Source organism: Accumulibacter sp. (assembly GCF_029255145.1).
Lineage (GTDB): Bacteria > Pseudomonadota > Gammaproteobacteria > Burkholderiales > Rhodocyclaceae > Accumulibacter.
Map to the genome: position 1 here is coordinate 111,459 of NZ_JAPUVQ010000148.1, position 24,991 is coordinate 136,449.

21 protein-coding genes are annotated in these 24,991 nt (G+C 67.0%); 9 read left to right on the forward strand and 12 right to left on the reverse strand.

What is annotated here, in order from left to right:
* Window positions 1-17: 17 nt before the first annotated feature.
* The 5 genes from Q1L50_RS19285 to Q1L50_RS19305 form a co-directional block, all read right to left on the reverse strand.
* Entirely contained in the window at window positions 18-2,144 is a 2,127-nt protein-coding gene (locus tag Q1L50_RS19285; RefSeq protein ID WP_300341905.1) for an EAL domain-containing protein, read from the reverse strand.
* Window positions 2,131-4,977 (reverse strand): response regulator, encoded by a 2,847-nt coding sequence (locus tag Q1L50_RS19290; protein ID WP_300341907.1) that lies wholly within the window; start codon window positions 4,975-4,977, stop codon window positions 2,131-2,133. The genes Q1L50_RS19285 and Q1L50_RS19290 overlap by 14 nt, the downstream gene beginning before the upstream one ends.
* A gap of 16 nt (window positions 4,978-4,993) precedes the next feature.
* The gene (locus tag Q1L50_RS19295; protein ID WP_300341909.1) at window positions 4,994-5,455 is read right to left on the reverse strand and encodes a rhodanese-like domain-containing protein; all 462 of its coding nucleotides are present in this window, start codon (window positions 5,453-5,455) and stop codon (window positions 4,994-4,996) included.
* Window positions 5,456-5,625: 170 nt separating this feature from the next.
* The gene (locus Q1L50_RS19300) at window positions 5,626-6,960 is read right to left on the reverse strand and encodes an MATE family efflux transporter (protein WP_300341911.1); all 1,335 of its coding nucleotides are present in this window, start codon (window positions 6,958-6,960) and stop codon (window positions 5,626-5,628) included.
* A gap of 105 nt (window positions 6,961-7,065) precedes the next feature.
* A complete protein-coding gene (locus Q1L50_RS19305; protein ID WP_300341912.1) occupies window positions 7,066-7,203 on the reverse strand; it encodes a hypothetical protein in 138 nt (45 codons plus the stop codon).
* On the opposite strand from Q1L50_RS19305, the gene Q1L50_RS19310 reads away from it, so the two are divergent.
* From Q1L50_RS19310 to Q1L50_RS19325, 4 genes are read left to right on the forward strand one after another with little or no spacing between them, the layout of a single operon-like run.
* A complete protein-coding gene (locus tag Q1L50_RS19310; protein ID WP_300341914.1) occupies window positions 7,202-7,735 on the forward strand; it encodes a septation protein A in 534 nt (177 codons plus the stop codon). The two genes, Q1L50_RS19305 and Q1L50_RS19310, sit on opposite strands and share 2 nt — an antisense overlap.
* A complete protein-coding gene (locus Q1L50_RS19315) occupies window positions 7,735-8,037 on the forward strand; it encodes a YciI family protein (RefSeq protein WP_300341943.1) in 303 nt (100 codons plus the stop codon). Before Q1L50_RS19310 ends, Q1L50_RS19315 begins: the two co-directional genes overlap by 1 nt.
* The gene (locus Q1L50_RS19320; protein WP_300341916.1) at window positions 8,034-8,351 is read left to right on the forward strand and encodes a BolA family protein; all 318 of its coding nucleotides are present in this window, start codon (window positions 8,034-8,036) and stop codon (window positions 8,349-8,351) included. Before Q1L50_RS19315 ends, Q1L50_RS19320 begins: the two co-directional genes overlap by 4 nt.
* A gap of 54 nt (window positions 8,352-8,405) precedes the next feature.
* Window positions 8,406-9,203, forward strand: a complete 798-nt coding sequence (locus tag Q1L50_RS19325; RefSeq protein ID WP_300341918.1) for a peptidyl-prolyl cis-trans isomerase — start codon at window positions 8,406-8,408, stop codon at window positions 9,201-9,203.
* A 128-nt stretch (window positions 9,204-9,331) separates the two neighbouring features.
* Here Q1L50_RS19325 and purL read toward each other — a convergent pair whose 3' ends face one another.
* Entirely contained in the window at window positions 9,332-13,336 is a 4,005-nt protein-coding gene (gene purL / locus Q1L50_RS19330; RefSeq protein WP_300341920.1) for a phosphoribosylformylglycinamidine synthase, read from the reverse strand.
* A 212-nt stretch (window positions 13,337-13,548) separates the two neighbouring features.
* Here purL and Q1L50_RS19335 point away from each other — a divergent pair, with 212 nt between their 5' ends.
* From Q1L50_RS19335 to Q1L50_RS19345, 3 genes are read left to right on the forward strand one after another with little or no spacing between them, the layout of a single operon-like run.
* The gene (locus tag Q1L50_RS19335) at window positions 13,549-14,460 is read left to right on the forward strand and encodes a histone deacetylase (protein ID WP_300341922.1); all 912 of its coding nucleotides are present in this window, start codon (window positions 13,549-13,551) and stop codon (window positions 14,458-14,460) included.
* Window positions 14,461-14,469: 9 nt separating this feature from the next.
* The gene (locus Q1L50_RS19340) at window positions 14,470-15,981 is read left to right on the forward strand and encodes an NAD(P)H-hydrate dehydratase (RefSeq protein ID WP_300341923.1); all 1,512 of its coding nucleotides are present in this window, start codon (window positions 14,470-14,472) and stop codon (window positions 15,979-15,981) included.
* Complete coding sequence (locus Q1L50_RS19345) at window positions 15,971-16,846, forward strand: DMT family transporter (protein WP_300341925.1); 876 nt, start codon at window positions 15,971-15,973, stop codon at window positions 16,844-16,846. Before Q1L50_RS19340 ends, Q1L50_RS19345 begins: the two co-directional genes overlap by 11 nt.
* Window positions 16,847-16,859: 13 nt before the next feature.
* Here Q1L50_RS19345 and Q1L50_RS19350 read toward each other — a convergent pair whose 3' ends face one another.
* The 3 genes from Q1L50_RS19350 to Q1L50_RS19360 form a co-directional block, all read right to left on the reverse strand.
* Window positions 16,860-17,831, reverse strand: a complete 972-nt coding sequence (locus Q1L50_RS19350; RefSeq protein WP_300341927.1) for a patatin-like phospholipase family protein — start codon at window positions 17,829-17,831, stop codon at window positions 16,860-16,862.
* Window positions 17,832-17,974: 143 nt separating this feature from the next.
* Window positions 17,975-20,626, reverse strand: a complete 2,652-nt coding sequence (locus Q1L50_RS19355; RefSeq protein ID WP_300341928.1) for a bifunctional acetate--CoA ligase family protein/GNAT family N-acetyltransferase — start codon at window positions 20,624-20,626, stop codon at window positions 17,975-17,977.
* A gap of 13 nt (window positions 20,627-20,639) precedes the next feature.
* Window positions 20,640-21,527 carry a PAS domain-containing protein gene (locus Q1L50_RS19360; RefSeq protein ID WP_300341930.1) on the reverse strand — a complete coding sequence of 296 codons (888 nt, stop codon included), beginning with the start codon at window positions 21,525-21,527 and terminating at the stop codon, window positions 20,640-20,642.
* Between the two features lie 204 nt (window positions 21,528-21,731).
* Here Q1L50_RS19360 and Q1L50_RS19365 point away from each other — a divergent pair, with 204 nt between their 5' ends.
* Both Q1L50_RS19365 and Q1L50_RS19370 read left to right on the forward strand, forming a co-directional pair.
* Entirely contained in the window at window positions 21,732-22,175 is a 444-nt protein-coding gene (locus Q1L50_RS19365) for an HIT family protein (protein ID WP_300341932.1), read from the forward strand.
* Window positions 22,172-23,206 carry a phytanoyl-CoA dioxygenase family protein gene (locus Q1L50_RS19370; protein WP_300341934.1) on the forward strand — a complete coding sequence of 345 codons (1,035 nt, stop codon included), beginning with the start codon at window positions 22,172-22,174 and terminating at the stop codon, window positions 23,204-23,206. The genes Q1L50_RS19365 and Q1L50_RS19370 overlap by 4 nt, the downstream gene beginning before the upstream one ends.
* A gap of 23 nt (window positions 23,207-23,229) precedes the next feature.
* Here the strand turns inward: Q1L50_RS19370 and Q1L50_RS19375 are convergent, their stop codons facing one another.
* The 3 genes from Q1L50_RS19375 to Q1L50_RS19385 are packed head-to-tail and all read right to left on the reverse strand — an operon-like array spanning window position 23,230 to window position 24,737.
* Window positions 23,230-23,382: a hypothetical protein gene (locus Q1L50_RS19375; RefSeq protein ID WP_300341935.1), complete on the reverse strand. Its 153-nt coding sequence runs from the start codon at window positions 23,380-23,382 to the stop codon at window positions 23,230-23,232.
* A gap of 30 nt (window positions 23,383-23,412) precedes the next feature.
* Window positions 23,413-24,294: an SPFH domain-containing protein gene (locus Q1L50_RS19380; RefSeq protein WP_300341937.1), complete on the reverse strand. Its 882-nt coding sequence runs from the start codon at window positions 24,292-24,294 to the stop codon at window positions 23,413-23,415.
* Window positions 24,291-24,737, reverse strand: coding sequence for an NfeD family protein (locus tag Q1L50_RS19385; RefSeq protein ID WP_300341939.1), 447 nt, complete (start codon window positions 24,735-24,737; stop codon window positions 24,291-24,293). The genes Q1L50_RS19380 and Q1L50_RS19385 overlap by 4 nt, the downstream gene beginning before the upstream one ends.
* Window positions 24,738-24,991 lie beyond the last annotated feature (254 nt).

Sequence of the window (24,991 nt, forward strand, 5' to 3'; positions counted from 1 at the left end):
GCCGGCCTGAGTTTACTTCATTCCCCGCAGCTTGTTGGGGGTAATACGATGCAGCCGCGGCGCAGCAGGGACTCGATCTGGTCAGGCGGTAGCGGCCGGCCGAACAGGTAACCTTGCGCCTTATGGCAGTTTGCCTGCCGCAGGAATTCGAGTTGTTCGCGCCTTTCGACGCCTTCGGCGATTACGTCCAGCCCGAGACTGTGCGCCATCGCGATGATCGCCGTGGTGATGCCTGCATCATCGGCGCTGTCGGGCAAACCACGCACGAAGCTCTGGTCGATCTTCAACATGCCGATCGGAAAGCGCTTGACGTAGGACAGCGACGAATAACCGGTGCCGAAGTCGTCGATCGAGAAATGCACGCCCATGGCGCGCAGACGATGAAGACCGTCGATCAGTCGGGTGTCCGGCTCCATCAGGATGCTCTCGGTCAATTCCAGTTCGAGTCGGCCGGCGTCGATGCCGGTCTCGGCAATGATTGCCGCGACGCTTCCCAGGAAGTCGTGCGCGCGGAGCTGCCGGGCCGAAACGTTCACCGCGACGCGTGGCGCGTGCACGCCATTCGCCTGCCATCTGCGTAGCTGCTGGCAGGCGCTGCGCAGCACCCAGTCGCCGATGGCGACGATCAGGCCGCTGTCTTCGGCGACCGGAATGAACTGCGCTGGCGAGACCACCCCATGGTCCGGATGCCGCCAGCGAATCAAGGCCTCTATGCCGACGATCGTCCCGTCTTCGGTCAGCACCTGTGGCTGGTAGAGCAGGTAAAACTCGTCGCGCTCGAGTCCCTTGCGCATGTCGTTCTCGAGTGCCATCCGGGCCATCGTTTCGGTGGTCTGCGTCTTGTCGTACAGCTGCCAGTTATTGCGCCCCTGTTCCTTGGCGTGATACATCGCCGTGTCAGCGTGTTTGAGCAGCGCGGCGGCGTCCTCGCCGTCGTTGGGGAAAATGGCAATGCCGATGCTGGCGGTGACGTTGATCTCCTGGTCGCCGATCCGGAACGGGTGGCCGAGCAGCGTCTGCAGCCGCCTGGCCACCGCCTGGACGGTCTGCGTGTCCTCCAGATCGGCGAGCACGACGGTGAACTCGTCGCCGCCCAGGCGGGCGAAGTGCATGCCCGTTTCGTCGAGTGCCGGTCGGGCGACGAAGTCGCCGGTGCGCAGCTTCTCCTTCAGGCGTGCGGCGACAGCTTGCAGGAGATAGTCGCCGGCGCCGTGACCGAGCGTGTCGTTGACCCGTTTGAAACCGTCCAGGTCAAGGAACAGCAGGGCCACCTGACGGTTGGTCCGGCCGGCGCGACGCAACTCGTGGTCGAGCTTCTCGAGAAAGTTTTCGCGGTTCGGCATGCCGGTCAGGGTGTCGAAGTACGCCAGGCGCCTGATTTTCTCTTCGTTGATCTTCTGCAGGGTGATGTCGCGTACGACGCTGACGATCTTTCCGGCTCCACTTGGCGCGATGCGTGCTTCGTAATGGTGGATGCCGTCGGCCATCGGCAACTCATAGACGATGGACTGCAGTTCCGCGTGCGCCAGTGCGCGCTCGATTCCCCCCAGCAGCAGCTCGGCGACGTCAGCGGGCAGCACCGCCGCCGCCTTGCGACCCAGAAATTCGTCGGGCGCGAGATACGGCGCCGTACCGTAACCGCCCTTGAAGTCCAGGTAGGTGCCCTCGCGGTCCATCAGAAAGATCATGTCGGGGATGGCCTGCACGATCGCCGCGTGTTTCTCCTCAAGCTCCAGCAAGCGCCGGGCAGCCTGCGCCGAGCGCAACACATAACGTGCCCGGTGACCGAGAATCGGCCAGTTGATCGGCTTGGCAATGAAGTCGTTGGCGCCCGATTCGTAGGCCCGGTTGATCGACTCCAGATCGTCCATGCCGGTGACCATGATCACCGGCAGCTCGCTCATGTCCCAGCGCTGGCGAATGCGTCGGCAGACCTCGAAGCCGTCCACTCCCGGCAGGTCGACGTCGAGCAGGGCCAGGTCCGGCGTTGCTCCGGTCAGCACCTCGAGTGCCTCTTCGCCGGTTGCAGCCTCGTTCACCTCGAACTCGAACCCGGACAGCGCTTCCCGTTCCAGCAAGCGCATCACCTGGTCGTCATCGACAACCAGCACGGTTGGCCATCGGGATGCATCAGGCGAAGGCATTGTCTGAACTCCCGGCAAGAGTATTTTGCAGCGCCGCAAGGACCCGCGGAATCTGCGATTCTACCTCGTCCAGCAGGCATTCGGCGCCATCGACGGTGTCCTCGCGGCCGATTGTCTCCAGTGCCTTGCAAAGCGCCGCCAGCTGCTCGGCGCCAACATTGGCGCTGCTCGACTTCATCGCATGCGCGGCCTTGCGCAAGGTCAGGTAATCGCCGGCCTCGGCGGCCGAGCGCAGTTGCGCCAGCCGTACCGGCGCATCGAGCAGGTAGGCGCCAATCACCTTGTTGACCAGCAGGGCCCCATTGGCACCCGGCAGATGGCGGATGGCATCGAGTGCGCGCGGGTTGAGCGCTCCGGCGGTGGTCGGTGCGCTCGCCGCGCCGGGCCCTGGAGCAGCCAGTGCCGGGGCCGCTGCAGTCCTTGCCGGTGGCGACCCGGTCTGCCGCGGCAGCCAGCGCTGCAGCGTGGCGGCGAGGCGCTCGCGCGTGAAAGGCTTGCTCAGGTAGTCGTCCATGCCGGCGGCCAGGCAGCGCTCGCGGTCGCCCTCAACGGCATTGGCGGTGAGCGCGACGATCGGCAGCGCGCGCGCCAGCCGGCCATCGCGCTGTCGGGCGCGGATCTGCGCGGTCGCCTCGAAGCCGTCCATTTCGGGCATCTGACAGTCCATCAGGAGGACATCGAAAGACTCGCGCAAGGCCCGCTCGACGGCCATCCGACCGTTCTCGACGATGCTGCAGGCAATTCCCAGGGAGTCGAGCATGGCAGTGGCCACCAGTTGATTGACCGGGTTGTCCTCGGCGACCAGTACCCGTCCGCGGAGGATGTGCGGGTGGCCGGTGGCGACCGAAGATGGCGATGGCAGGGCCTGCGGGGCCGCTGGCCTAGTGGCCGACATGGCGGTGGCGATGGCGTCGTAGAGGTCGGACTGGCGTACCGGTTTGGTCAGGTAGTAGTCGATGGGGGCGGTTTGCCGATCGGGATGGTCGCTAGCGACGCTGACCGACGAGAGCAGGACCAGCGGCAGTGCCGCCCAGCGCGTCTCGCGCTTGATCGCGCGGGCCAGCGCAAAACCATCGATTTCCGGCATCTGCAGATCGACTATCGCCAGGTCGAATGGTGACGCGGCGGCCTGTTTCAAGGTTTGCAGCGCCGCGCGCGCGTCGGCGGCGCCGCTGTAGCGCATCGACCAGCCGGCGAGTTGATGGGCGAGAATTTCGCGGTTGGTGGCGTTGTCGTCGACCACCAGCACCCGCAGGCCGTTGAGACGCTCGGCCCGGTCGACCACCGAGCGCGCATCGGCATCCTGCTTGAGCATCGGAATCTCGAACCAGAACAGGGTGCCGCGCCCGGCTTCGCTGTGCACGCCGATCTGTCCGTGCATCATTTCGACCAGGCGCCTGGCAATCGCCAGCCCCAGGCCGCTGCCGCCGTAGCGCCGGGTGGTCGAGCTGTCGGCCTGGACGAAGGCGCGGAACAGGCGGTCTTGCGTTGCCGCGTCGATGCCGATCCCGGAATCCTGGACCTCGAAGCGCAGGCGCGCCTGCTGCGCGGTCTCTTCGAGAAGTTTGACGCGAACGACTACCTCGCCTCGGTCGGAGAACTTGACCGCGTTGCTGACCAGATTGGTCATGATCTGGCGAACCCGCACCGGATCGCCGGTGACCGCCACCGGCAGGTCGTGCGGGACGCTGCAGGCCATTTCCAGACCTTTGGCCTCGGCCGGTTGGGCGAACAGGTAGGCGACATCCTCGAGCAGTTGGCGGAGGTTGAAGTCGATCCGCTCGATCTCCAGCTTGCCGGCCTCTATTTTCGAGAAGTCGAGAATGTCATTGATGATGTTCAGCAAGTGCTCGCCCGACTGGTAGACGGCGTCGGTGAAGCGCCGTTGCTGGGCGTTGAGCTGCGTGCTGCGCAGCAACTCGGTCATTCCGAGAACGCCGTTCATCGGCGTGCGGATCTCGTGGCTCATCGCCGCCAGGAACTCGCTCTTGGCCCGGCTGCCGGCCTCGGCGCGATCCCTGGCCAGCCGCAATTCGGCGGTACGCGTCGCGACCTCGTTCTCCAGCGCATCGCGATGCGCGGCCAGTTCGAGATCGCGATCCTCGATCTGCTTGAGCATCACGTTGAAGCCGGTCGCCAGCTCGCCAATCTCGTGCTTCACGGCGACCGGCGCGCGCGCCGAGTAGTCGCCGTGTTGCGACACCTCGGCCATCACCCGCGCCAGGCTGGCAATCGGGTCCATGATGCCGCGGTATGCCCAGAAGAAGACGGCCAGCAGGGCGACGACCATGAACAGCGCGGTCGCCGTTGCCAATGCCGCGAAACGGCGCATTTCGGCCTCGGCCGACTCGCTGGCTCTGCTGCGAAAGTCCTCGAGATCCTTGCCGAGAGCCGTCGCCACGGTGATCAGCTTGCCGAAGGCAATCATCGCCTTCTCGTTGTCCGGACCCGGGAAGCGGATTCTGAGAAAGCCCGCGACATCGCGGCGAAAGACCTCCCACTTGGGCGAGATGTCGTCCTCGAGCTGCGCCCGGCGATCGGCGTCGTGGGTGGCGGCGACCAGTTTCGGCCAGGTCTGGTCGAAGGCCAGCACGCCGCTGCCGACCATTTGCCAGGCGGCGGGAGTCCCTTCGGTGAAGATCGTCTCGTCGAGTCCGCGCAGGGTCCGCTGCAGGTTGATGAATTCCTCGGTGGCGGCATTGATTACCGTCGCCTTGTTCTCCATCAGCCGGTAGCCGTGCACCGCGGCGCTCGCCATCAGGGCGACGATGGCCAGCGCAAGGAGCCCGGCGACGATCAGCCGGGACCGGATCGCGATACCTGGATGGGTCATTCGCGGGCGCTGCCGGCTATTGTTCGACGGGCAGGCCGGTGGCGGTCCAGACGGCGAAGCCGTCACGCATCCAGAGCACGTTCCGGTAACCCGCCCTGGTGGCCAGGACGGTTGCCTTGTACGACTTCCACCCCTTCGGCCCATCGCTGTAAATAACGATCCTGGCGCCCTTGTCGGTGGGCAGCTTGGCGAGGTCGAAGGTGTCGAGCGTGGCATCGAAGTCCGGCTTGAACTCGCTCTTTTCCTTGTAGGCGATCAGGCGGGCGCCGGGCAGGTGACCTTTGCCAAAGTTGAGCGGGTTGCGCATGTCGAAGAAGGTCGCGGCCTTGCTGTCGAGCAGTTCCTTGGCCTGGTCAACGGTGATGATCGTGGCTCCCTTGACGGCGGTCGGCGTATCGGGTTTGTAGTCGGCAGCCAGCACTGGCGCTACGGTCAGCGCGAGGATCGCCGCCAGACGGGCAATTGATTGCGTGTACATGAGCAGGATTCCAAAGGGATGGTCGACACGACGAGGAATGCACGTCTCGATGACGTGCTCCATTCAGGGTAGCGGCTCATCGCAGCAGAACTTGAGGGTCGCTCCCATTTCGCCAGGTGCTGGCGGCTGGCCGGACCCCGGCGATGGCGATCCCGCGGCGTGGGCGTTGGCTACTGCTCCAGTGCCTGCACGGCGCGCCGCAATACCTCGCCGAGCAGCAACGAGGCGAGCACCAGTCCGAGCAGCGAGGCCAGCCAGAAGCCGGCGGCGCCCATCGGCTGGCGGGCGTGAAAGGCCAGCCACCAGCCGCCGAACAGGCCGATGCCCCAGAAGCAGACGAGGTGTACCAGCATCGGCACGAAGGTAATCTTGTAGCCTCGCAGTGCGTGCGCGGCGATCGTCTGCACGGCGTCGAAAAGCTGGTACAGGGCGACGTAGCCGACCAGCGTCAGCGCCACCGCCTGTACCGCCGGGTCATCGGTGTAGGCCGCCGTCAGCGGCGCGGCGATCAGCCACAGCAACACGCCGAGCAGCGTCGAGAGGGCGCCGGCCAGCAGCAGGCCGGCGCCGACCGAGCACTCGGCCCGTCGCCAGTCACGCGCGCCAGCAGCCTGGCCGACCTGCGCCAGGGTGGCGATGGCCAGCGCCAGCGGCAACATGTAGCAGATTGCCGCCAGGTTGGCGACGATGCGGTGGCCGGCGACGACCGTCGCGCCAAGTTGCGCGACGAACAGCGCCATCAGCGTGAACGAGGAAATCTCGACGAAGTTGGAGAAGCCCATCGGCAGGCCAAGGCGCAGCAGTGCGCCCAGCGGCCGGCGCCGCGGCAGCTGCCAGCCGGCGAGCAGGCGGTAAGGCTGCAAGGCCCTGGCGAAGCACAGGTAGCCGCTGGCGCAGAGCATCGAGAACCAGCTGACAGCGGCATTCGACACGCCGCAGCCGCGGACACCGAGGGCTTCGCCGCCCCACTGTCCGGTGACCAGCGACCACGCCAGCAGACCGTGCAGCAGCGTACTGCCGAGGCTGATCAGCAGCAGCGGCCGTGGTCTGCCCAGGGCATTGCAGAAGGCATGGAAGGTCCGGTAGAAGAGCACCGCCGGCATGCCGATGGCGAGCATCGCCAGGTAGTCGCGGGCCTTGTCCTCGACCGCCGGGTCGATCCGCGACAGCGCGAACAGCGGCGCCGGGTGCAAGAGAATATAGACCCCCGGCGCCGCCAGCAGCAGCGCCAGCCACCACGCTTGCTGCAGCGCGGCGGCGATCTCCGCCTGCCGGCCGGCGCCCTGCAGGTGGGCGACGGTCGGTGCGATCGCCTGCAGAATGCCGGCCAGGGCGAAGAGCACCGAGATGTAGATGCCGCCGCCGACCGCTACCGCCGCCAGATCATCGGTCCCGTAGTGGCCAAGCAGGGCGGTGTCGATGATCATCATCCCCATCGACGCCAGCTGCGCGATCAGGATCGGCGTCGCGTGCGCGACAATCAGACGGGACTGCTGGGCGAACATCGGCGGGAAAGCGGTTCGGGGCCGCCAAGGCTACCCGATTTTGCCCCGAGTGGGGCCCCGCTTTGAAAGATGCGCCCGGATCTACTGGCGTTTGGCCTTTGGGCATCAGGGCAACGACAAAATGCCTGCAGCCAGCGGCGCCGCCGCTTGCGAAGCCATCGAGACCGCCAGAATGCGACGGAGCATGGACAGCAGGCGGTCAAATCGGCAATAATCAGCGGATATTTTGGCGGCATCGGCCATGAAGTTTCTCTTCGATCTCTTCCCTGTCATCCTTTTCTTTATCGCCTACAAGGCGGCGGACATCTATGTCGCGACCGGGGTGGCGATCGCCGCCAGTTTCGCGCAGATCGGCTGGCTGTGGTTTCGCGGCCGCAAGATCGATACCATGCTCTGGGTCAGTCTGGTGGTGATCACCGTCTTCGGCGGGATGACCCTGATCCTGCACGATGAAGCGTTCATCAAGTGGAAGCCGACGATTCTCTACTGGGCGTTTGCCGCGGTGCTGCTGGGCGGCATGCTGTTCATGAAAAAGAACCTGATCCGCACCTTGCTGGCCGAGCAGATGGAATTGCCGGAGGTCGCCTGGAGCAGGCTCAACTGGTCATGGATCGGCTTCTTTCTGTTGATGGGGGTCGCCAATCTGGTGGTGGCGCTCAACTTTTCCACCGACGACTGGGTCAACTTCAAGCTCTTCGGCGCCACCGGGCTGATGCTGGTCTTTGTCCTCGTGCAAGGGGTGCTGCTATCGAAATACATGGAGGAGAAGAAATGATGCTTTACGCCATCGTCGGCGAAGACCGTCCGGAGTCGCTGGCCGATCGTCTCGCCGCCCGGCCGGCGCACGTCGGGCGGCTGAAGGCCCTGCAGGACGAGGGTCGCCTGCTGCTGGCCGGCCCCTTCCCGGCGATCGATTCCCCTGACCCCGGACCGGCCGGTTTCTCGGGCAGCCTGATCGTCGCCGAGTTCGCGTCACTCGCGGCGGCGCAGGCGTGGGCCGACGCCGACCCCTACGTCGCCGCCGGGGTCTACCAGGCGGTCACCGTCAAGCCGTTCAAGAAAGCTCTGCCGGCGTGAGCGATGCGCAAGGCGCCGCTCTTGCCGCCGACCGCGAGGCGATCATCCGCCAGCGACTCGCCGTCCTGGCGCCGGTTCGCCTGGAACTGATCGACGATTCGGCGCGGCACGCTGGTCATCAAGGCGCCAAGGGGGGCGGCGGTCATTATCGGCTGCTGATCGTCTCGCCGGAGTTTGCCGGCCAGAAACGTCTGGTCCGCCACCGCATGGTTCACGAAGCACTCGGCGAACTGATGAGCGGCCGGATTCACGCCCTGAGCATCCAGGCGCTGAGCCCCGAGGAAGTCACCGCGACCGCTTCGACCGGCTCCTGATCAAGGCAGCGCATTACCCCGTTCCATCCCATCCCACCTGAAGGAAAGAAAGACATGCACAAACTCTCCAAGCTGGCCAGCGCGCTGCTGCTCGGCGCAGTGATCTCGCTGCCCGCGGTCGCCGCCGAAAAGGGCAAGACCGGCACCCTGGCGACCGTGAACGGCGTTGCCATCTCGCAGACCGTCGCCAACGCCTTCCTCGCCGAACAGGAGGCGCAGGGCGCGGCCGACACGCCGGAACTGAAGAATGCCATCCGCGAAGAGCTGATCCGCCGCGAATTGCTGGTCCAGCAGGCGAAGAAGATGGGTCTCGACAAGAATCCCGACGTTGCCGCGCAGGCCGATCTGGCGCGGCAGGCGATCTTCATCCGGGCCTTCGTCCAGGACTACGTCAAGAAGCATCCGATCAGCGAAGAGCAGGTCAAGGCCGCGTATGATCGGCTCAAGGCGCAGATGGGCAGCACCGAGTACAAGCTGCGCCATATTCTGGTCGAGAAGGAAGACGACGCCAAGCTGATCATCGTCAACCTCAAGAAGGGTGCCAAGTTCGAAGATCTGGCCAAGCAGTCCAAGGACCCCGGTTCGCGTGAAAAAGGCGGTGACCTCGGCTGGACCAGCACCGCCAGTTTCGTCAAGCCCTTCGGCGATGCGGTCACCGGGCTGGGCAAGGGCAAGTACACGGAAACACCGGTCAAGACCGATTTCGGCTATCACGTGATCCTGCTCGAGGACAGCCGCCCGCTGACCCCGCCAGCTTTCGACCAGGTCAAGCAGCAGTTGTCGCAGCGCCTGCAGCAGGAGCAGATCCAGAAACTGGTGAGCGATCTGCGCGCGAAGGCAAAGGTCGAGTAGGCCACCAGCGGCTCACCAGCCCAGGCAGCCAGCGGTTGCCAGGCGAAAAGGCGCCGGCTCAGCTGGCGTCTTTTTTTTTGCGGGTGCCGGGTGCGAAGCGAGCGGCCGTCGCCCGCCTGGGCAGTGGTTCAACCCACCCAGCGCCGCGCGTTGCGAAAGATCCGCAGCCACGGCGAGTCGTGCCAGCCGCGCGCCTCCCAGTCGGCCGGGTGCCAGGACATCTGGACGCTGCGGAAGACGCGCTCCGGGTGCGGCATCATGATCGAGAAACGGCCGTCGACGGTGGTCACCGCAGTGATCCCGGCCGGCGAACCGTTGGGATTGTACGGGTAGACCTCGCTCGGCTGGCCGGCATGGTCGATGTAGCGCATGGCGACCAGCGCGCGTGCCTGCTGCGTGGCCGAGGCGAAGACTGCGCGGCCCTCGCCGTGCGAGACGACCACCGGCAGGCGGCTGCCGGCCATGCCGGCAAAGAAGATCGACGGCGACGCCGGCACCTCGACCATCGACAGGCGCGCTTCGAACTGCTCGACCCGGTTGCGCTCGAAGCGCGGCCAGGCGTCGGCGCCGGGGATCATTTCGTGCAGCGCACTCATCATCTGGCAGCCATTGCAGACGCCCAGGGCGAAGGTGTCGGGGCGCGCGAAGAAAGCCGAGAAACTGTCCCGCGCGCGCTCGTTGAAGAGGATCGTCCTGGCCCAGCCCTGGCCGGCGCCGAGCACGTCGCCGTACGAGAAGCCGCCGCAGGCGACGGCGCCGGTGAAGTCGGCGAGCGCCACGCGACCAGCGAGGATGTCGCTCATGTGCACGTCGATGGCGGCAAAACCGGCGCGATCGAAGGCCGCAGCCATCTCGACATGGCCGTTGACGCCCTGTTCGCGCAGGATCGCGACGCGCGGGCGGGCGCCGGTGTTGAGCATTGGCGCGGCGACATCATCGCTCGGGTCGAAACTGAGCGTTACCGACAGGCCGCTGTCGGTGGGGTCGACAATCCGGTCGTACTCCTGTTGCGCGCATTCCGGGTTGTCGCGCAGTTGCTGCATCCGGAAACTGGTCTCCGACCAGGCGCGCTGCAACTCGACGCGCGGCACGCCGAGTACCGCCCTGGCATTGCGGATGATCCGGATCTGGTCCCAGCGGTTGGGGGTGCCGATGAACTGCGTGCACCTGCCCAGCCCGGCGGCGCGCAAGACGGTCATCACCCGGCCGCGCTCGGCGCGGCGAATCTGGACCACAGCGCCGAGTTCCTCGCTGAACAGGGCGCGCATCAACAGCTCGAAGGAGCGGCCGGCGAGCAGGTCGGGCCGCTTCTCGTTGCCGTCGACGTCGTTGCTCAGCGGGTCGTAGCAGAGGCCGTCGGTGTCGATCGAAACGCCGCAATGGGCCGCGAAAGCCATCTCGCAAATGGTCGCGAAGAGGCCCCCGTCGGAGCGGTCGTGGTAGGCGAGCAACAGATTGTCGCTCGCCAGTTGTCGTATGGCGGTGAACAAGGCCGCCAGCCGCGCCGGATCGTCGACGTCCGGCGGCTCGCTGCCGGTGGCGTTGAACACCTGCGCCAGCGCCGAACCGCCGAGGCGGTTGCGGCCGTCACCGAGGTCGATCAGCAGCAGGTCGGTTTCGCCGGCGTCGAGCACCAGTTGCGGGGTCAGCGTCCGGCGCGCGTCCTGCACGCGCGCGAAAGCGGTGACGATCAGCGACAGCGGCGAGACCACCTGCTTCGGCACGCCTCGCTGCGCGCCGCTGTTCTCCTGCCAGGCGGTCCGCATCGACAGCGAATCCTTGCCGACCGGGATCGCCACGCCGATCTGCTGGCAGAGGTCGGAGACCGCGCGGACGGTGTCGAACAGGCACGCGTCCTCGCCGCGGAAACCGGCGGCGGCCATCCAGTTGGCCGACAACTTGACGTCGCCGAGCGTCGCGATGCCAGCGGCGGCGATATTGGTCAGCGCCTCGCCGATCGCCATCCGCCCGGAGGCGGGTCCGTCGAGCACCGCCAGCGGTGTGCGTTCGCCGATCGCGAAGGCTTCGCCGAGGTAGCCGTCGAACGCCATCAGCGTTACCGCCACGTCGGCGCACGGCACCTGCCACGGTCCGACCATCTGGTCGCGCGCGGTCAGGCCGCCGACCGAGCGGTCGCCGATGGTGATCAGGAAAGTCTTGTCGGCGACCGACGGCAAGCGCAGGACGCGAAACGCCGCTTCCCTGAGTTCGACCGTCGTGGGGTCGAAAGGCACGGTCAGCGGCGGCAGATGCGTGGCCGTGCGGGTCATCCGCGGCGGTTTGCCGAGCAGCGCTTCCATGTCCATGTCGACCGGGTCGTTGCCGAAGTGGCGGTCGGTGACGACCAGCCGCTGGTCGCCGGTGGTCGCTCCAACGACCGCGAACGGGCAGCGCTCGCGTTCGCACAGCGCGGTGAATTCGGGCAGGCGGCCGGGTGCAATGGCCAGCACGTAGCGTTCCTGCGCTTCGTTGCACCAGATCTCGGCCGGCGACATTCCCGGCTCTTCGATATTCACCGCGCGCAGCTCGAAACGCGCGCCGCAGCCGGCGCCGTGCGCGAGCTCAGGCAGCGCGTTGGCGATGCCGCCGGCGCCGACGTCGTGTATTGACAGAATCGGGTTGCCGTCGCCGGCAGGCGAACCCATCTGCCAGCAGCGGTCGATGACTTCCTGCGCGCGCCGCTGGATTTCCGGGTTGCCGCGCTGCACCGACGCGAAGTCACGATCCTCGGAGTTGCTGCCGGTGCTCATCGAACTGGCGGCGCCGCCGCCCAGTCCGATCAGCATTCCCGGGCCGCCGATCTGGATCAGCAGCGTGCCGGCGGGCAGGGTGCTGGCCTTGAACGCCTGACTGGCGGCGATGCTGCCGACGCCGCCGGCGATCATGATCGGCTTGTGGTAGCCGCGCAGCAGCTCTTCGCCAGCGCTACCGGTGAGCTGCTCGTAGGTGCGGAAGTACCCCGCCAGGTTCGGGCGGCCGAACTCGTTGTTGAAGGCGGCCGCGCCGATCGGCCCTTCGAGCATGATCGCCAGTGGCGAAGCGATCCGTGCCGGCCGGCCGTAGCCGGCGGTGGCGGCTTCCCAAGGCTGTGCAGCATCCGGAATGTTGAGATTGGAGACCGTGAAACCGCACAGGCCGGCCTTCGGCTTCGAGCCGCGCCCGGTGGCGCCTTCATCGCGAATCTCGCCGCCGGAGCCGGTGGCTGCGCCCGGAAACGGCGAAATCGCGGTCGGGTGGTTGTGCGTCTCGACCTTGGCGAGGATGTGCGTCGGCGTTTGCTGGTAGCCATAGCGGCCATCGGGACCGGCATGGAACAGCGGCACGCTGGCGCCCTCGATCACCGAGGAGTTGTCGGCGTAGGCGACGATCGTTCCCGCCGGGTGCGCCTGGTGCGTCTCGCGGATCATTCCGAACAGCGTTTCGCTGCGCGGCTGCCCGTCGATCACCCACGAGGCGTTGAAGATCTTGTGCCGGCAGTGCTCGGAGTTGGCCTGCGCGAACATCATCAGTTCAACGTCGGTGGGATTGCGCTGCGCCTCGACGAACAGCGCGACGAGGTAATCGACTTCGTCGTCGGACAGGGCCAGCCCCAGTCGCTGGTTGGCTTCGGCCAGCGCGGCGCGGCCGCCGGCCAGCAGGTCGACGCTGGCCAGGGGCTGCGGCGCAAAGTGGCGGAACAGCTCGGCGGCCTGCGCGAAGTCTTCGAGCACGGTTTCCAGCATGCGGTCGTGGAGCAGCGCCGCGACTTCTTCCAGTTCGGTCGCCGCCAACGGGCGCTTGCCGGCGTCGATCCGGTAGGCGATGCCGCGCTCGATGCGTTCGATCGCTGCCAGGCCGCTGTTCCAGGCGATTTCGGTCGCCTTCGACGACCATGGCGAGATGGTCCCGAGTCGCGGTGTGACCAGGAACAGCTTGCCGCTGCCGGCGCTAGCTTCTGCGGGGCGTTCTTCGAACAGCACCGCCAGTTGCCGGCGCTCGGCATCGCTCAGCGCGCGGCGCGTGGCGGCAAAGTGCCAGTATTCGGCGGCGGCGATGCGCGCTCTCGGGACGGCGGCCGCGACGCGTTGCTGCAGGCCTTGCAGGCGGAAGGACGAGAACGCGGGAGCCCCGCGGAGAAGAAGGATGTCGGCCATGGCGCGCTGAAAGAGGGGCAGGCAAAGCTGCATGGAAGGAGATGGCTGGCGGCAGGCGCGATTATAGCCGACCGCGGCGCTGCGCCGCCGGTCTCCGCGGCCGCCCGGGCGGTGCCTCGGCAGCGGGTCCGCTGGGCCGGAGGCGCCGGGCGGAGCCTCCGGCGCCCCGGCAACTGGGCTAGAATCGCTTCGAAATCCTCGCTTGACTGCCCGTGAAACTGTTCTATACCGATGTTTTCGTCCTGCCGCTGCCCGCCGGTCACCGCTTCCCGATGGCGAAGTACGCCCGTCTGCGCGAGCGCTTGCAGGCCTCGGGGGAATTCGGCGAGAGCGATTTCCGGACCCCGGCAGCTGCGAGCACCGAACAGCTCTGCCGCGCCCACGAGGCCAGCTACGTGGCCCGGGTCGGCGACGGCGAGCTGAGCGCCGCCGAGATCCGGCGCATCGGCTTTCCGTGGAGCCCGGCGATGGTCGAGCGTTCGCGGCGCTCGGCCGGGGCGACCATCGCCGCTTGCCGGGTGGCGCTGCACGAAGGCTGCGCGGTCAATCTGGCCGGTGGCACGCACCACGCGCACGCCGCCCACGGCGAGGGCTTCTGCGTCTTCAACGACGCGGCGGTGGCGGCGCGCGTGTTGCAGGCCGAGGGCCTGGTGGAGCGCGTGGCGGTGGTCGATTGCGACGTCCACCAGGGCAATGGCACGGCCAGCATCTGTTCCGGCGACGCGAGCATCTTCACCTTTTCGATGCACGGTGCGCGCAACTTCCCGTTCGCCAAGGCGACCAGCGATCTCGATATCGAACTGCCCGATGGTACCGGCGACGAGGTCTACCTGCGGCACCTGGCGGCGGCGCTCGAACAGATCTTCGGCGACAGCCGCCCGGAACTGGTGATCTACCTGGCCGGCGCCGATCCCTACCACGACGACCGCCTCGGGCGCCTGGCGCTGAGCTTCGACGGCCTCGCCGCGCGCGACCAAATGGTCCTCGCCGCATGTCGCCGCCGGGGTGTGCCGGTGGCGATCGCGATGGCCGGCGGCTACGCGCGCCAGATCGACGATACGGTCAGCATCCACAGCCGGACGGTGCTCACCGCCCGGCACGTCTTCCATCCTCTTCTGGGCTAGACTCCGGCGATGAACACCCCAATCCGCTCCGAACCACTCTACCGCGCCGCCGACCTGCGGCAAATCGAATCGCTTGCCGCCGAACAGCCGCTGATGCAGCGTGCCGGGCTCGCCGCGGCCGATCTGGGCACCGAGCTCTGCCGTTTTCAGGGCGGTGCGGTGCTGATCCTCGCCGGCCCAGGCAACAACGGCGGTGACGCCTTCGTCGCCGCGCGCCACTTGCGCCAGCGCGGCTTCGCGGTCAGCGTGGTGTTCGCTGGTGCCGCCAGCGGCCTGCCCAAGGACGCCGCGGCGGCGTACCGGGCTTTCGATGGCGACGGCGGCAGCGCGCTGGAGAGCATCCCGACCGGGCCGCGCTGGTCGCTGATCATCGACGGCCTGTTCGGCATCGGCCTGCAGCGGCCGATTGCCGGGCGCCACGCCGAGCTGGTGGCGGCGGCCAACGCGCTCGCGGTCCGCGACCACTGTCCCTTGCTGGCGCTCGACTGCCCGAGCGGGCTCGACGCCGACACCGGCAAGCTGTGCGGGGTGACGATTCGCGCTACGCACACGCTGACCTTCATCGCCGCCAAGCCGGGGCTCTACACGGCTGACGGCCCGGATCACTGCGGCAGCATCGCGGTGGCGGCGCTCGACCTCGACGCCGAGCGTCTGGCGCCGGCGACAGCCCGCAGCATCGGCAGCGACCTGTTTGCCGGTTGTTTGCGCGCACGTGCCAGGAACACCCACAAGGGCAGCAACGGCAGCGCCGGCATCCTCGGTGGCGCGAGCAGCATGGTCGGCGCCGCCTTCCTGGCCGGGCGCGCCGCACTTCGGCTCGGCAGCGGTCGCGTCTATCTTGGCCTGATCGATGCGCAGGCGCCGCAGGTCGATCCGCTGCAGCCCGAACTGATGCTGCGCCAGCCCGAGGAGCTACTGACCGCGGTCTTGACCGCACTCGCCTGCGGCCCGGGGATGGCGGGCGGCGAGCGGGCGCTGGCGCTGCTCGAACAGGCGTGCACGCTGGCCATGCCGCTGCTGCTCGACGCCGACGCGCTGAACCTGCTGGCCAGCCATCGCCAACTGCAGGAGGCGGTCGGCGGGCGCGCGGCGCGCGGCGTCGCGACGCTGCTGACGCCGCACCCGGCCGAGGCCGCGCGGCTGCTCGCTTGCGACACCGTGCAGGTGCAAGCCGACCGCGCCGCCGCGGCGCTGGCGATTGCCGCCCGCTACCAGGCGCTGGTGGTCGTCAAGGGCTGCGGCAGTATCGTCGCGACGCCCGACGGGCGCTGCTTCGTGAATACCACCGGCAACCCCGGCCTCGCTTCGGCGGGTACCGGCGACGTGCTCAGCGGGCTGATCGTCGCCTTGCTGGCGCAGGGCTGGCCGGCGCTGGAGGCGCTGCTGGCCGGCGTGCACCTGCACGGTACCGCCGCCGACGCGTGCGTTGCCACTGGCCAGGGCCCGGTCGGGCTGACCGCCGGCGAGATCATCGACAGCGCGCGCTCGTGTCTCAATCGCTGGATCGCGCATGGTCGCTAGCCAGGGCGCCGTGCCGCTTCGGCTGCACGGCGCGCTGCTGTTCCTGACCGCACTGCTGCTGTTCGCCGCGCTGGATGCCACCGCAAAATACCTCAGCGCCTTCCTGGCGGTGCCGCTGCTGGTCTGGGCGCGCTACCTGGTGCACCTGCTGATCATGCTGGTCGCCGTTGCCCCGAGCATGGGGCGGCGGATCATTGCCACCGAGCGGCCGTGGCTGATGGGTTTGCGCGGTCTGACGCTGGTCGCCGTGACGCTGCTCGGACAACTGGCGCTGAAGTCCATGCCGCTGGCTGAAACGACGGCGCTGATCTTCGTCGCGCCGCTGCTGGTGGCCCTGCTCGCCGCGCCGCTGCTCGGCGAGCAGGTGCGGCTGCGCACCTGGCTGGCGACGGTCGCCGGTTTTGCCGGCGTGCTGCTGATCGCGCGACCCGGCGGCAGCCTGGCCGGCGCCGGCGTCTTCTACGCGCTCGGGGCCGCGCTGAGCTATGCCGCCTACCAGATTCTCACCCGCAAGCTGGCGGCCACCGAGCATCCGATGCGGCTGCTGTTCTACACCGCCTTGCTCGGCACGCTGGCGATGTCGCCGGCGCTGCCCTTGCATTGGCACGGCGCCTGGCCAACGCCGGGGCAGGTCCTGCTGATCGTCTCGCTGGGAGTCTATGGCGGCGTTGGCCATTTTCTGCTGATCCGCGCCTTTCGCGAAACTCCGGCGTCGCTGCTGGCGCCGCTGGTCTACAGCCAGCTGCTCTGGGCGACACTGCTCGGCTGGCTGGTGTTCGACCAGTTCCCCGACGCGCCGGCGATGGCCGGCATGCTGGTGATCGGCGCATCGGGTCTCAGCCTGGCGATCGGCAGCCGGCGCTGAGCCCCGGCTGCCGTCAAGGCGCCCGGAACAGCGTCGCCGCTTGCTGCAGGCCGAGTTCGAAATAGCGTTTCTGGGCGCTGCTGTCCTTCAGGGAAATGGTCATGCTCTCGAGGTCTTTCGGGCGCAGCACGTGCAGCGGCTTGGCGTAGTAGCGCTTGCCGTCGATCTCGGCGGTCTTCCTGTTCATCGTCTTGAGCATCGCGTTGATCAGCGTCGCCTGGGCGAACACCCGGGCGTTGGGCAGCGACAGTTGCAGGTCGCTGACCAGCAGGTGGGTGTCGATGCTGGTGAATGGCAGGCTGAAAGTGCTCGAGTTGTAGAGCTTTTCGAGTTCGCGGTGATAGTCGTAGTCGGTGAAGTCGACGGCAATGATCTCGTCCACCTCGTCGTCCTCGAACAGCGTGCGCAGCGGCGTGTTGTCCAGGTAACCGCCCTCGATGAAGTAGTCGCCGTCGATGGTGATCGCCTTGAAATAGGGGATGGTGGTGATGCCGGCGAGGAAGGCGTCCATGAACACGTCCAGGCTGGCATCGTCGATCGTCCGGAGGATCTCGTTGACCTTGAAGAAGTGTCCTTGCCGCTTGCTGAGGTTGGTCGCCCGGATGTCCCAGCGCAGCGTCTCAAGGTGCCCGGCGAGGAGCGCCCGGCGCGCCGGGTCGTCGAGCAGCAGCGACTTGCGGCAGCTGTCCTTGTCGACGCTGAACAGGTGGGTGCCGGTGGGCAGCAACTTCGGGCGCAGGCCGAGGAAGTTCGAAAGAATGTGGAAGACGTCGGTGACGTTCAGTCTCAGCGTGCGGGTCAGGACCGGCGGCAGTTCCTCGGCCTGCCAGTCCCAGAGCAGGTAGTCGATGACGATATTGTTGCCCGAGCTGGTCGAGGCGATATGCACCACCGGCAGTTCGTTGCGCTTCAGCCATACCAGCACGCCCTCGGTGTAGAAGCTCCGATAGCCGCCGCCCGATGCGACAAAGCCGTACCTGATCATCGTTTTACCTCCCGGGATTGGTGAGGTGCTGGCGGGCGCCAGCACCGTGAGCGAGTTCGCCACCAGTTTGCCACGAGTCGGTCATCACTGTGCACCAACGCCCCGAGCGCGCGCGGCGCAGATGGCGTGCGTCAGCAGGTGTGCTAGCCCAACCGCTGACTGACCTCGACGAGCGTGTGGTCGTCGGTCAGATTGACCGTGAAACCCAGCGCTTCCAGCAGCCGGAGCGTCGGCTCGTTGCTTGCCAGTACTTCGCCGCGCAGGAGCGACAGGCCGTGCTCGCGCGCGGCATCGACCAGGCGGTTCAGCAGGCGTGCCCCGAGGCCCTTGCCGACCATCTCGTCGGCGATCACCACGGCGAACTCGCCGCTCTTGCCGTCGGGCAGGATCGAGTAGCGCGCTTCGCCGAGAACCACCGCGTTCCCGTCGCGTTCGCCGGTGGCGACGATCACCATGTCGCGCCCGTAGTCGATGTGGGCGTAGCGGGCCAGCTGGTGCATGGGTAGTTCGCTGAGGGCCGAAAAGAAGCGCAGGCGCTTGCTGTGCGCCGACAGATGACGCACGAAGTCCTGCAGCGCCGCGGTGTCCTCCGGACGGATCGGGCGCAGCGTGCAGCGGCTGCCGTCCTTGAGCGTGGCCTCCGATTCAAGCTGCGCCGGGTAGGGGCAGATCGCCATATGGCCGTAGCGCTCTCGTTCCTCAGGCAGCGGCTGGACGGCGATGGCGACGTCGACCGCGACCGCGCCGGCGCTGTCGGCGATCAGCGAACTGATCTCCAGGCTGTGCAGCCAGGGCAGTTCGCTGGCCATTTCCGAAGTTCGCAGCAGGATCCGGCGCAGCGGTTCTGCGGCCACCGCCGGCTTGCCTGGTACCGCGCCGAGCAGTCGGGCGACGTACGGCGTGTCGAGCAAAGCGTCGATCAGGCGGGTGTTCAGGGGCGGCAGGGCGACCGCGCGGGCGTCGTAGATCACCGGCGCGATGCCGCTTTCGGATAGCGAGATGACCGGACCGAACAGGCGGTCCTGGCGAATGCCAATGGCCAGCCAGCGGCCTTCTGGCTTGGACACCTGCGGTTCGATCAGCACCCCGTCCGGTGTGTGGCCCGCGGCGGTCAATTCGCGGAAAGCAAGCGCCACCTCCGGCGCCGAGCGCAGTTGCAGGCGAACGCTGCCCGCGGCCTTCGGCGTACCCGCGGCCAGCGCCGGCTTCATCGCCAGCGGATAGCCCAGGCGGTCGGCGATATGCACCGCTGCGGTCGGCGAGGTCGCCAGCACCGTTTGCGATACCGGGATGTGGAAGGCCGCCAGGACCCCTTTTGCTTCGGGCAGCGTCAGCGCCAGCCGCCGCTCGGCGAGCGCGCCGTCGATGATTGCGCGTGCCGCAGCGACATCGGGAGCGACGTACGAGGAGAGGGCCGGCGGCATTTCGAGCAGCATTGCCTGATTGCGGACCCAGTTCACCATGAAGGCAAAAGCCGAAACAGCGTTTTCCGGCGTCCGGAAAGTCGGGAAGCGGGCCCTGGCGAAAGCGGCTCGCGAGCTGCGTGCATGCACTTCGCCCAGCCAGCAGGTGAACACCGGTTTGACGGCCTGCTCGACAGCACCGATCGTGGCTCGCGCGACGGCCAGTGGATCGACATAGACATTGGGCGTCAGGATGGCCAGGACAGCGTCGACGCCGGGGTCGTCGAGACAGGTGGTGATGGCCTCGACAAAGCGTTTCGGACCGGTGTCGAACAGCACATCGACCGGGTTGCCGGCCGACCAGCTGCCCGGCACCAGCTGGCGCAGGCGGTCCTCGGTTGGCGGGGCGAGCTGCGCCAGGGTAATCGCCAGCTGTTCTGCCTGGTCGAGGGCCATCACCGCCGGCCCGCCGCCGTTGCTGACGATCGCCAGGCGATTGCTGCGCGGCTTGCGGGGCGTGGTCAGCGCGCGGGCGGCCGAGAACATGTCGCCGAGAGCGCGGACCCGGAGAACGCCGGCGCGGCGCAGCGCGGCGTCGAAAGCGTCGTCGCGGTCGACCCGGACGCCACTATGTGCTTCGGCAATGCGTGCCGACGTCGCGCTCTTGCCGGCCTTGACCGCGATCACCGGCTTGATGCTGGCGGCCGCACGCACCGAAGTCAGGAAGCCGCGCGCGTCGCGCAGGCCTTCGAGGTAGAGCAGGATGCTTTCGGTGTGCGGGTCGCCGGCCAGGTAGTCGAGTATGGCAGGCAATTCCAGGTCGTCGGACTCGCCTGGCGCAAAAATGGCCGAAAAGCCGAATTCGTCGTTGTGGCTCCAGTCGAGGATGTTGGCGCACACGGCGGCGGATTGCGAGACCAGCGCCAGGTTGCCGGCGGGAACCGCTTGCGTGACCGGAGTCAGGTTGAGGCCGGCATGCGGCACGATGTAACCCAGCGCCTGCGGGCCGAAGAGGCGGACGTTGTGGCGCGCGGCCAGCTCTCTGAGTCGTGCGCCAGCGGCGGTGGTCGGCCGCAGGCCGCCGGAGAAAACGACCGCGGCATGGATGCCGCGGCGCCCGCAGTGGTCGACGATTTCGGGAACGGTTGGCGCCGGGGTGGCGATCAGCGCCAGCGAGAGCGGTGCCTGAATCTGTGACAGCGATCGATGGCAGGCGATGCCATCGATCTCGGAGTGCCTTTCCGAGACGATATGCAGCCGCCTGGCCAGCGCGCCACTGCGCAGGTTGAGCAGCAGCCCGTGGCCCAGGCTGCCAGGCTCCTGGCTGGCGCCGAAGAGGACCGCGCCGACGGGTGCGAGAAAGGGCTGCAGCGGCGTTCGATACTGTGCCATCGATGCGTGCCCCTCAGAGCAGGGCGTTCGAGTTTGCCGCCGGCAATGCTTCGCCCAGATCGACCAGGGTTTCGATGGCGCCAACCACCTTGCCGTGGATATCGTGCAGCGGCGCGGCCATGAAATGCAGCCACTTGCCGCGCGGCCCGAAGCCCGGGAAGAAATCGCGTGCTTCGAAGGCATTGGCCACCAGCGCCGAAGGCCTGGCGCGGTCGGCGTAGCGGTCGGCGACTTCTTCCCCGGGCGCTCCGCGCACGATCATCTCGGCGAGCACTCCGCGCCGTGTTTCATGGCGGTAGAAAGCGCGCCATGTTTCACTTTTGCCGATCATTTCCGCCGCCGAGAAACCGGTCAGCGCTTCGCAGGCTCGGTTCCAGTGGGTGACCCGGCACTGCGCGTCGAGGACGAAGGTGGCGACCGGGCTGCCGGCGACCATCTCGCCGAGCTGGCGTACGGCTTCTCGGCGGGAGATCTCGGCTTCCTTGCGCCCGCTGATGTCCTGCAGGGTCTCGACGCAACCGACGATGCTGCCCTGCGCGTTTGCGATCGGCGCCGCGGAGAAGGCCAGCCAACGCCCCTGCCGACCAAAGGTCGGGAAAAAATCCTCGGCTTCCCAGCCACCCGGGCAATGGGCCGCCGGACGGTACTTGCCGCGATAGAATTCCTCGATCACGCTGCGCGCGGCGCCTTCTACCACCAGGTCGGCCAACACCGGCCGTGGTTCCGGATAAAAGGCTCGCCACTGCTGCTGCGTGCCGAGCACTTCCGCTGCCGGGACGCCGGACATGCGCGCCAGAGCGCCATTCCAATAGACGACGACCTTGCTGGCGTCGATGACGAAGGTTGGGACCGGGCTGCCGTCGAGAATGCGGGCGGCGTCGGTCAGTGCGGCGTCGGTCATTTCGTCTTTTCCCTGGAGCTTTCCGCCTTTTCACCAATCTTACCGTATTGCTGCTGCCCGCCCGGAAGAAGCCAGCGGCGGCGGCCAATCGGCGGCGCAGTTGTGCTACCTTCACCGGGTGTCATCTTGCCACAAGCCACCGCGCTGCTGCGCCGGCAGTTCGCTCGCGCGGGCGACTGCTGTACCTTCGATGGGAGAACAGAGATGGACGAGTCCAGAATGCTGGCCGAATTTCGCACCAAGTTTCAGGTGGACCAACTGCTGGTCGCCGCGACACCGGCCTGGTCGTGGTCGGTAAGGCCCGCCCAGCCGACCCTCGGTGCCGGGGTGTTGTCGCTGAATCGCCATGCAGCCCGTTTTTCAGACGTCACGGCCGTCGAGATGAGCGAGTTGGCCGAACTGGTCGGGGCCATGGAGAAGGCCGTCAAGGAGGCTTTCGGCGACCAGATCATCAATTATCTGATGCTGATGATGGTCGATCACCATGTCCATTTTCACGTCATCCCCCGCTACGAGGGCGTTCGCCAGTTCGCCGGTCGGGAGTGGCTGGACCCGGGTTGGCCGGGGTTTCCGGCGCTCGCGGAAAACCAGCACGCCGACCTGGACGGCGTCCTGACCGAGATCCGCGAGGCGCTGCGCCTGGCATGAAAGCCATCGACGTACTGAAAATGCCATGGCACCTGCTGGCCCTGGCGGGCAAGACCAAGTCCTTTGTGCACAACCCGCTGATTGGCTCGCAGCGGCTCAACCAGTGGGGCCTGCATCGGCAGCGCGTCGCCCTGGCAGACCGGACCGCCTGGGCCCGTCGGGCACGCTGGGCAGAGTCGCTGTCCGCCGACGATCGTGCCGCCTATGCGCGCGACGGTTTCGTGGTCAAGCGCGACTTCCTGCCGGCCGAGCTGTTTGCGCGGGCGCGCGCCGAGGCGTCGGCGCATGTTTCGCAAGTGCGTCAGATGCGCCAGGGTCGCGCGGTCACCCGGCGGGTAACACTCGACCTCGCCGATGCCGGGCAGTTGCCGCACTGTGTCGCCGCCGCCAATGATCCACGCCTGGATCGGCTGATGCGCTATGTCGCGGCGCACGACGCGGTGCCGCTGATGTACCTGCAGATCATCATCGTCGATCCGGACCGTGGCGGGCAGGATCCGCAGACAGTGTTGCACCGGGACACCTTTCATTCGATCGCCAAGGCCTGGCTGTTCCTGCAGGATGTCGGTGAGGATGACGGGCCTTTCGCCTACGTGCCGGGATCGCACCGGCTGACCGAGCGGATGCGGGCGTGGGAGTACCAGCAGTCGCTGCACGCAGCGTCGTCCGGGAACGTCTACCACGCGCGCGGATCGTTCAGGATGCCGCCTGAAGACCTCGAAGGCCTCGGTCTGGGGCCGGCGATGAAGGTCGCGGTGCCGGCCAATACGCTGGTGGTGGCGGACACACACGGCTTTCACGCGCGTACGCCGTCGTCGCGTCAGACGTTGCGCATGGAGATTTACGGCACCTTGCGGGGCAATCCGTACGGTCTGGGATTCGGGGTCGATCCGCTGGCCTGGCCCGGAATCCGTTCGCGCCGGGCCAGTATGCTCGACGACGCGGCCGACCTTGCGGCGCGCTGCGGACTGATCGGCAACAGCTGGCCGAAGGTCCCGGCGCGGCGGATGGATAGTCCACGCGTGGACTGATTTCCGGGCCCCGGGCTACTGGGCTACTCTTCCCGCTTTTCGTTGCGCCAGTCGTGCAGGGTTTCCTTGCGCGGCAAGGGCGGCGTCCTGCCGGCGCCCCGATCGCGGATCAGCGGCAACGCGGCGCCGAGGACAAAGACGATACAGACGCCAAAAACGATCCAGCCTGCGCTCATTGCCTATTGCCTCTCTCGGTCGGGCCCGGGCTAGGCCTGGCCGGTCTTGTTGACCCGCTGGAATAACCCCCGCAAGGTGCTTTGCAGGTCAGCAGGCAGGAGCACCAGTTTGGCGTTGTCGGATTCAGCGATCCTGCCCAGACTGCTGATGTACTTCTCGCCGAGCAGGTAGAGCATCGGCAGTTCGTTGTCGCCAAAAGCGCTGTTGACCTTCCTGATCGCCTGCGACGAGGCCTCGGCGAGGGTGACCTGCGCCACCGCGTCGCGCTTGGCCGATTCCAGGCGCGCTTCGGCGGTCAGGATCATCGACTGTTTTTCCCCTTCGGCACGGGTGACCATTGCCTTGCGCTCGCGCTCGGCCGACGCCTGAAGCTCCATCGCGCGCTGCATCGACGGCGAAGGCTTGATGTCCTGGATCTCGACCGACTTGACGGTCAGGCCCCAGTCCAGCGCCTCGTCGGCGACACCGGCTTTCAGGCGCGCCTTGATCATGTCGCGCGACGACAGCGCCTGGTCGAGTTCCATGTCGCCGACGATCGAGCGCAGGGTGGTCATGATCATGTTGCGAATGCCTTCGGCGTAATCCTCGACGCCGTACACCGCTTTCACCGGGTCGGTGACCTTGATGAAGGCAATCGCGTTGACCACGATCACCGCGTTGTCGCGGGTGATCACCTCCTGCTCCTGCACGTCGAGAATGATGTCCTTGGTGGTCACCTTGTACGAGATGACGTCGACGTAGGGAATCGTGAACCGCAGTCCCGGCAGCAGGGTGGTACGGTATTTGCCGAGGCGCTGGACGATCCACTCTTCGCCCTGCGGAACGATCCGCACGCCATTGGCGACGCTGACCAGGACGAAAACGAACAGGACGATCGAAAAGACGGTGAAGCCGTTGATATTGCTGATCATCGTGCTTTCTCCACTTTGACGTAGCTGCCTTCGACGGCGACGATGCGCACCCGTTCGCCGGCGGCGATCGTCGTATCGGCGTAAGCCTCCCAGGCATCGGCGCCAAGAATCGGCTTCTGAAAACGGACCTGACCACGGCTGTCGGGGGTGATGTCGGCTACCAGCACGCCGACTTCACCGGCCACCTTCGCCGCCGAGGTGCCAACGGTGGTCACCGTTCGCGGTTGGAGGTGGCGGAACCAGACCCAGACCAGTGCGGCCGAGAAGGCGGCCCAGAGCAGGAACTGGGCCGACAGCGCGAGCCCGGGTGCCAGCAACAGCACCACCCCGACGCCGGCCGCACCGATCCCGAACCAGACCACAAAGAAAGCGGGGATGGCGATCTCGGCCATCGTCAGGGCCAGCCCGAGCACCATCCAGTGCCACCATTCCGGCGAAAACATGTCGTGTTCCTTCTGGTATGCCGACCGGCGGCGAATGACGTCAGCGTCGGGGCAGGGCGTTCGGGACCGCGAGTCGTCCCGCTGGCAATGCCTGCCGATTAGACGCCAGAACGGCTTGGTTGGCAAGGGAGAGCCTTGTCCAACGTGGTATGAGCCTGAACGAGGGGTGTATTTCCAGCCAGGAATGAGCCTGAGGGAAAGAAATTGCGGGTGGAGTGAGGTGTGGGTTGATCATCGGAAGGATGGTGATCAAC

Coding starts and splice junctions, on each gene's coding strand:
- Q1L50_RS19285 (WP_300341905.1), bottom strand. CDS start 2,144: ATGCCTTCGCCTGATGCATCCCGATGGCCAACCGTGCTGGTTGTCGAT.
- Q1L50_RS19290 (WP_300341907.1), bottom strand. CDS start 4,977: ATGACCCATCCAGGTATCGCGATCCGGTCCCGGCTGATCGTCGCCGGG.
- Q1L50_RS19295 (WP_300341909.1), bottom strand. CDS start 5,455: ATGTACACGCAATCAATTGCCCGTCTGGCGGCGATCCTCGCGCTGACC.
- Q1L50_RS19300 (WP_300341911.1), bottom strand. CDS start 6,960: ATGTTCGCCCAGCAGTCCCGTCTGATTGTCGCGCACGCGACGCCGATC.
- Q1L50_RS19310 (WP_300341914.1), top strand. CDS start 7,202: ATGAAGTTTCTCTTCGATCTCTTCCCTGTCATCCTTTTCTTTATCGCC.
- Q1L50_RS19305 (WP_300341912.1), bottom strand. CDS start 7,203: ATGGCCGATGCCGCCAAAATATCCGCTGATTATTGCCGATTTGACCGC.
- Q1L50_RS19315 (WP_300341943.1), top strand. CDS start 7,735: ATGCTTTACGCCATCGTCGGCGAAGACCGTCCGGAGTCGCTGGCCGAT.
- Q1L50_RS19325 (WP_300341918.1), top strand. CDS start 8,406: ATGCACAAACTCTCCAAGCTGGCCAGCGCGCTGCTGCTCGGCGCAGTG.
- purL (WP_300341920.1), bottom strand. CDS start 13,336: ATGGCCGACATCCTTCTTCTCCGCGGGGCTCCCGCGTTCTCGTCCTTC.
- Q1L50_RS19340 (WP_300341923.1), top strand. CDS start 14,470: ATGAACACCCCAATCCGCTCCGAACCACTCTACCGCGCCGCCGACCTG.
- Q1L50_RS19345 (WP_300341925.1), top strand. CDS start 15,971: ATGGTCGCTAGCCAGGGCGCCGTGCCGCTTCGGCTGCACGGCGCGCTG.
- Q1L50_RS19350 (WP_300341927.1), bottom strand. CDS start 17,831: ATGATCAGGTACGGCTTTGTCGCATCGGGCGGCGGCTATCGGAGCTTC.
- Q1L50_RS19355 (WP_300341928.1), bottom strand. CDS start 20,626: ATGGCACAGTATCGAACGCCGCTGCAGCCCTTTCTCGCACCCGTCGGC.
- Q1L50_RS19360 (WP_300341930.1), bottom strand. CDS start 21,527: ATGACCGACGCCGCACTGACCGACGCCGCCCGCATTCTCGACGGCAGC.
- Q1L50_RS19365 (WP_300341932.1), top strand. CDS start 21,732: ATGGACGAGTCCAGAATGCTGGCCGAATTTCGCACCAAGTTTCAGGTG.
- Q1L50_RS19370 (WP_300341934.1), top strand. CDS start 22,172: ATGAAAGCCATCGACGTACTGAAAATGCCATGGCACCTGCTGGCCCTG.
- Q1L50_RS19375 (WP_300341935.1), bottom strand. CDS start 23,382: ATGAGCGCAGGCTGGATCGTTTTTGGCGTCTGTATCGTCTTTGTCCTC.
- Q1L50_RS19380 (WP_300341937.1), bottom strand. CDS start 24,294: ATGATCAGCAATATCAACGGCTTCACCGTCTTTTCGATCGTCCTGTTC.
- Q1L50_RS19385 (WP_300341939.1), bottom strand. CDS start 24,737: ATGTTTTCGCCGGAATGGTGGCACTGGATGGTGCTCGGGCTGGCCCTG.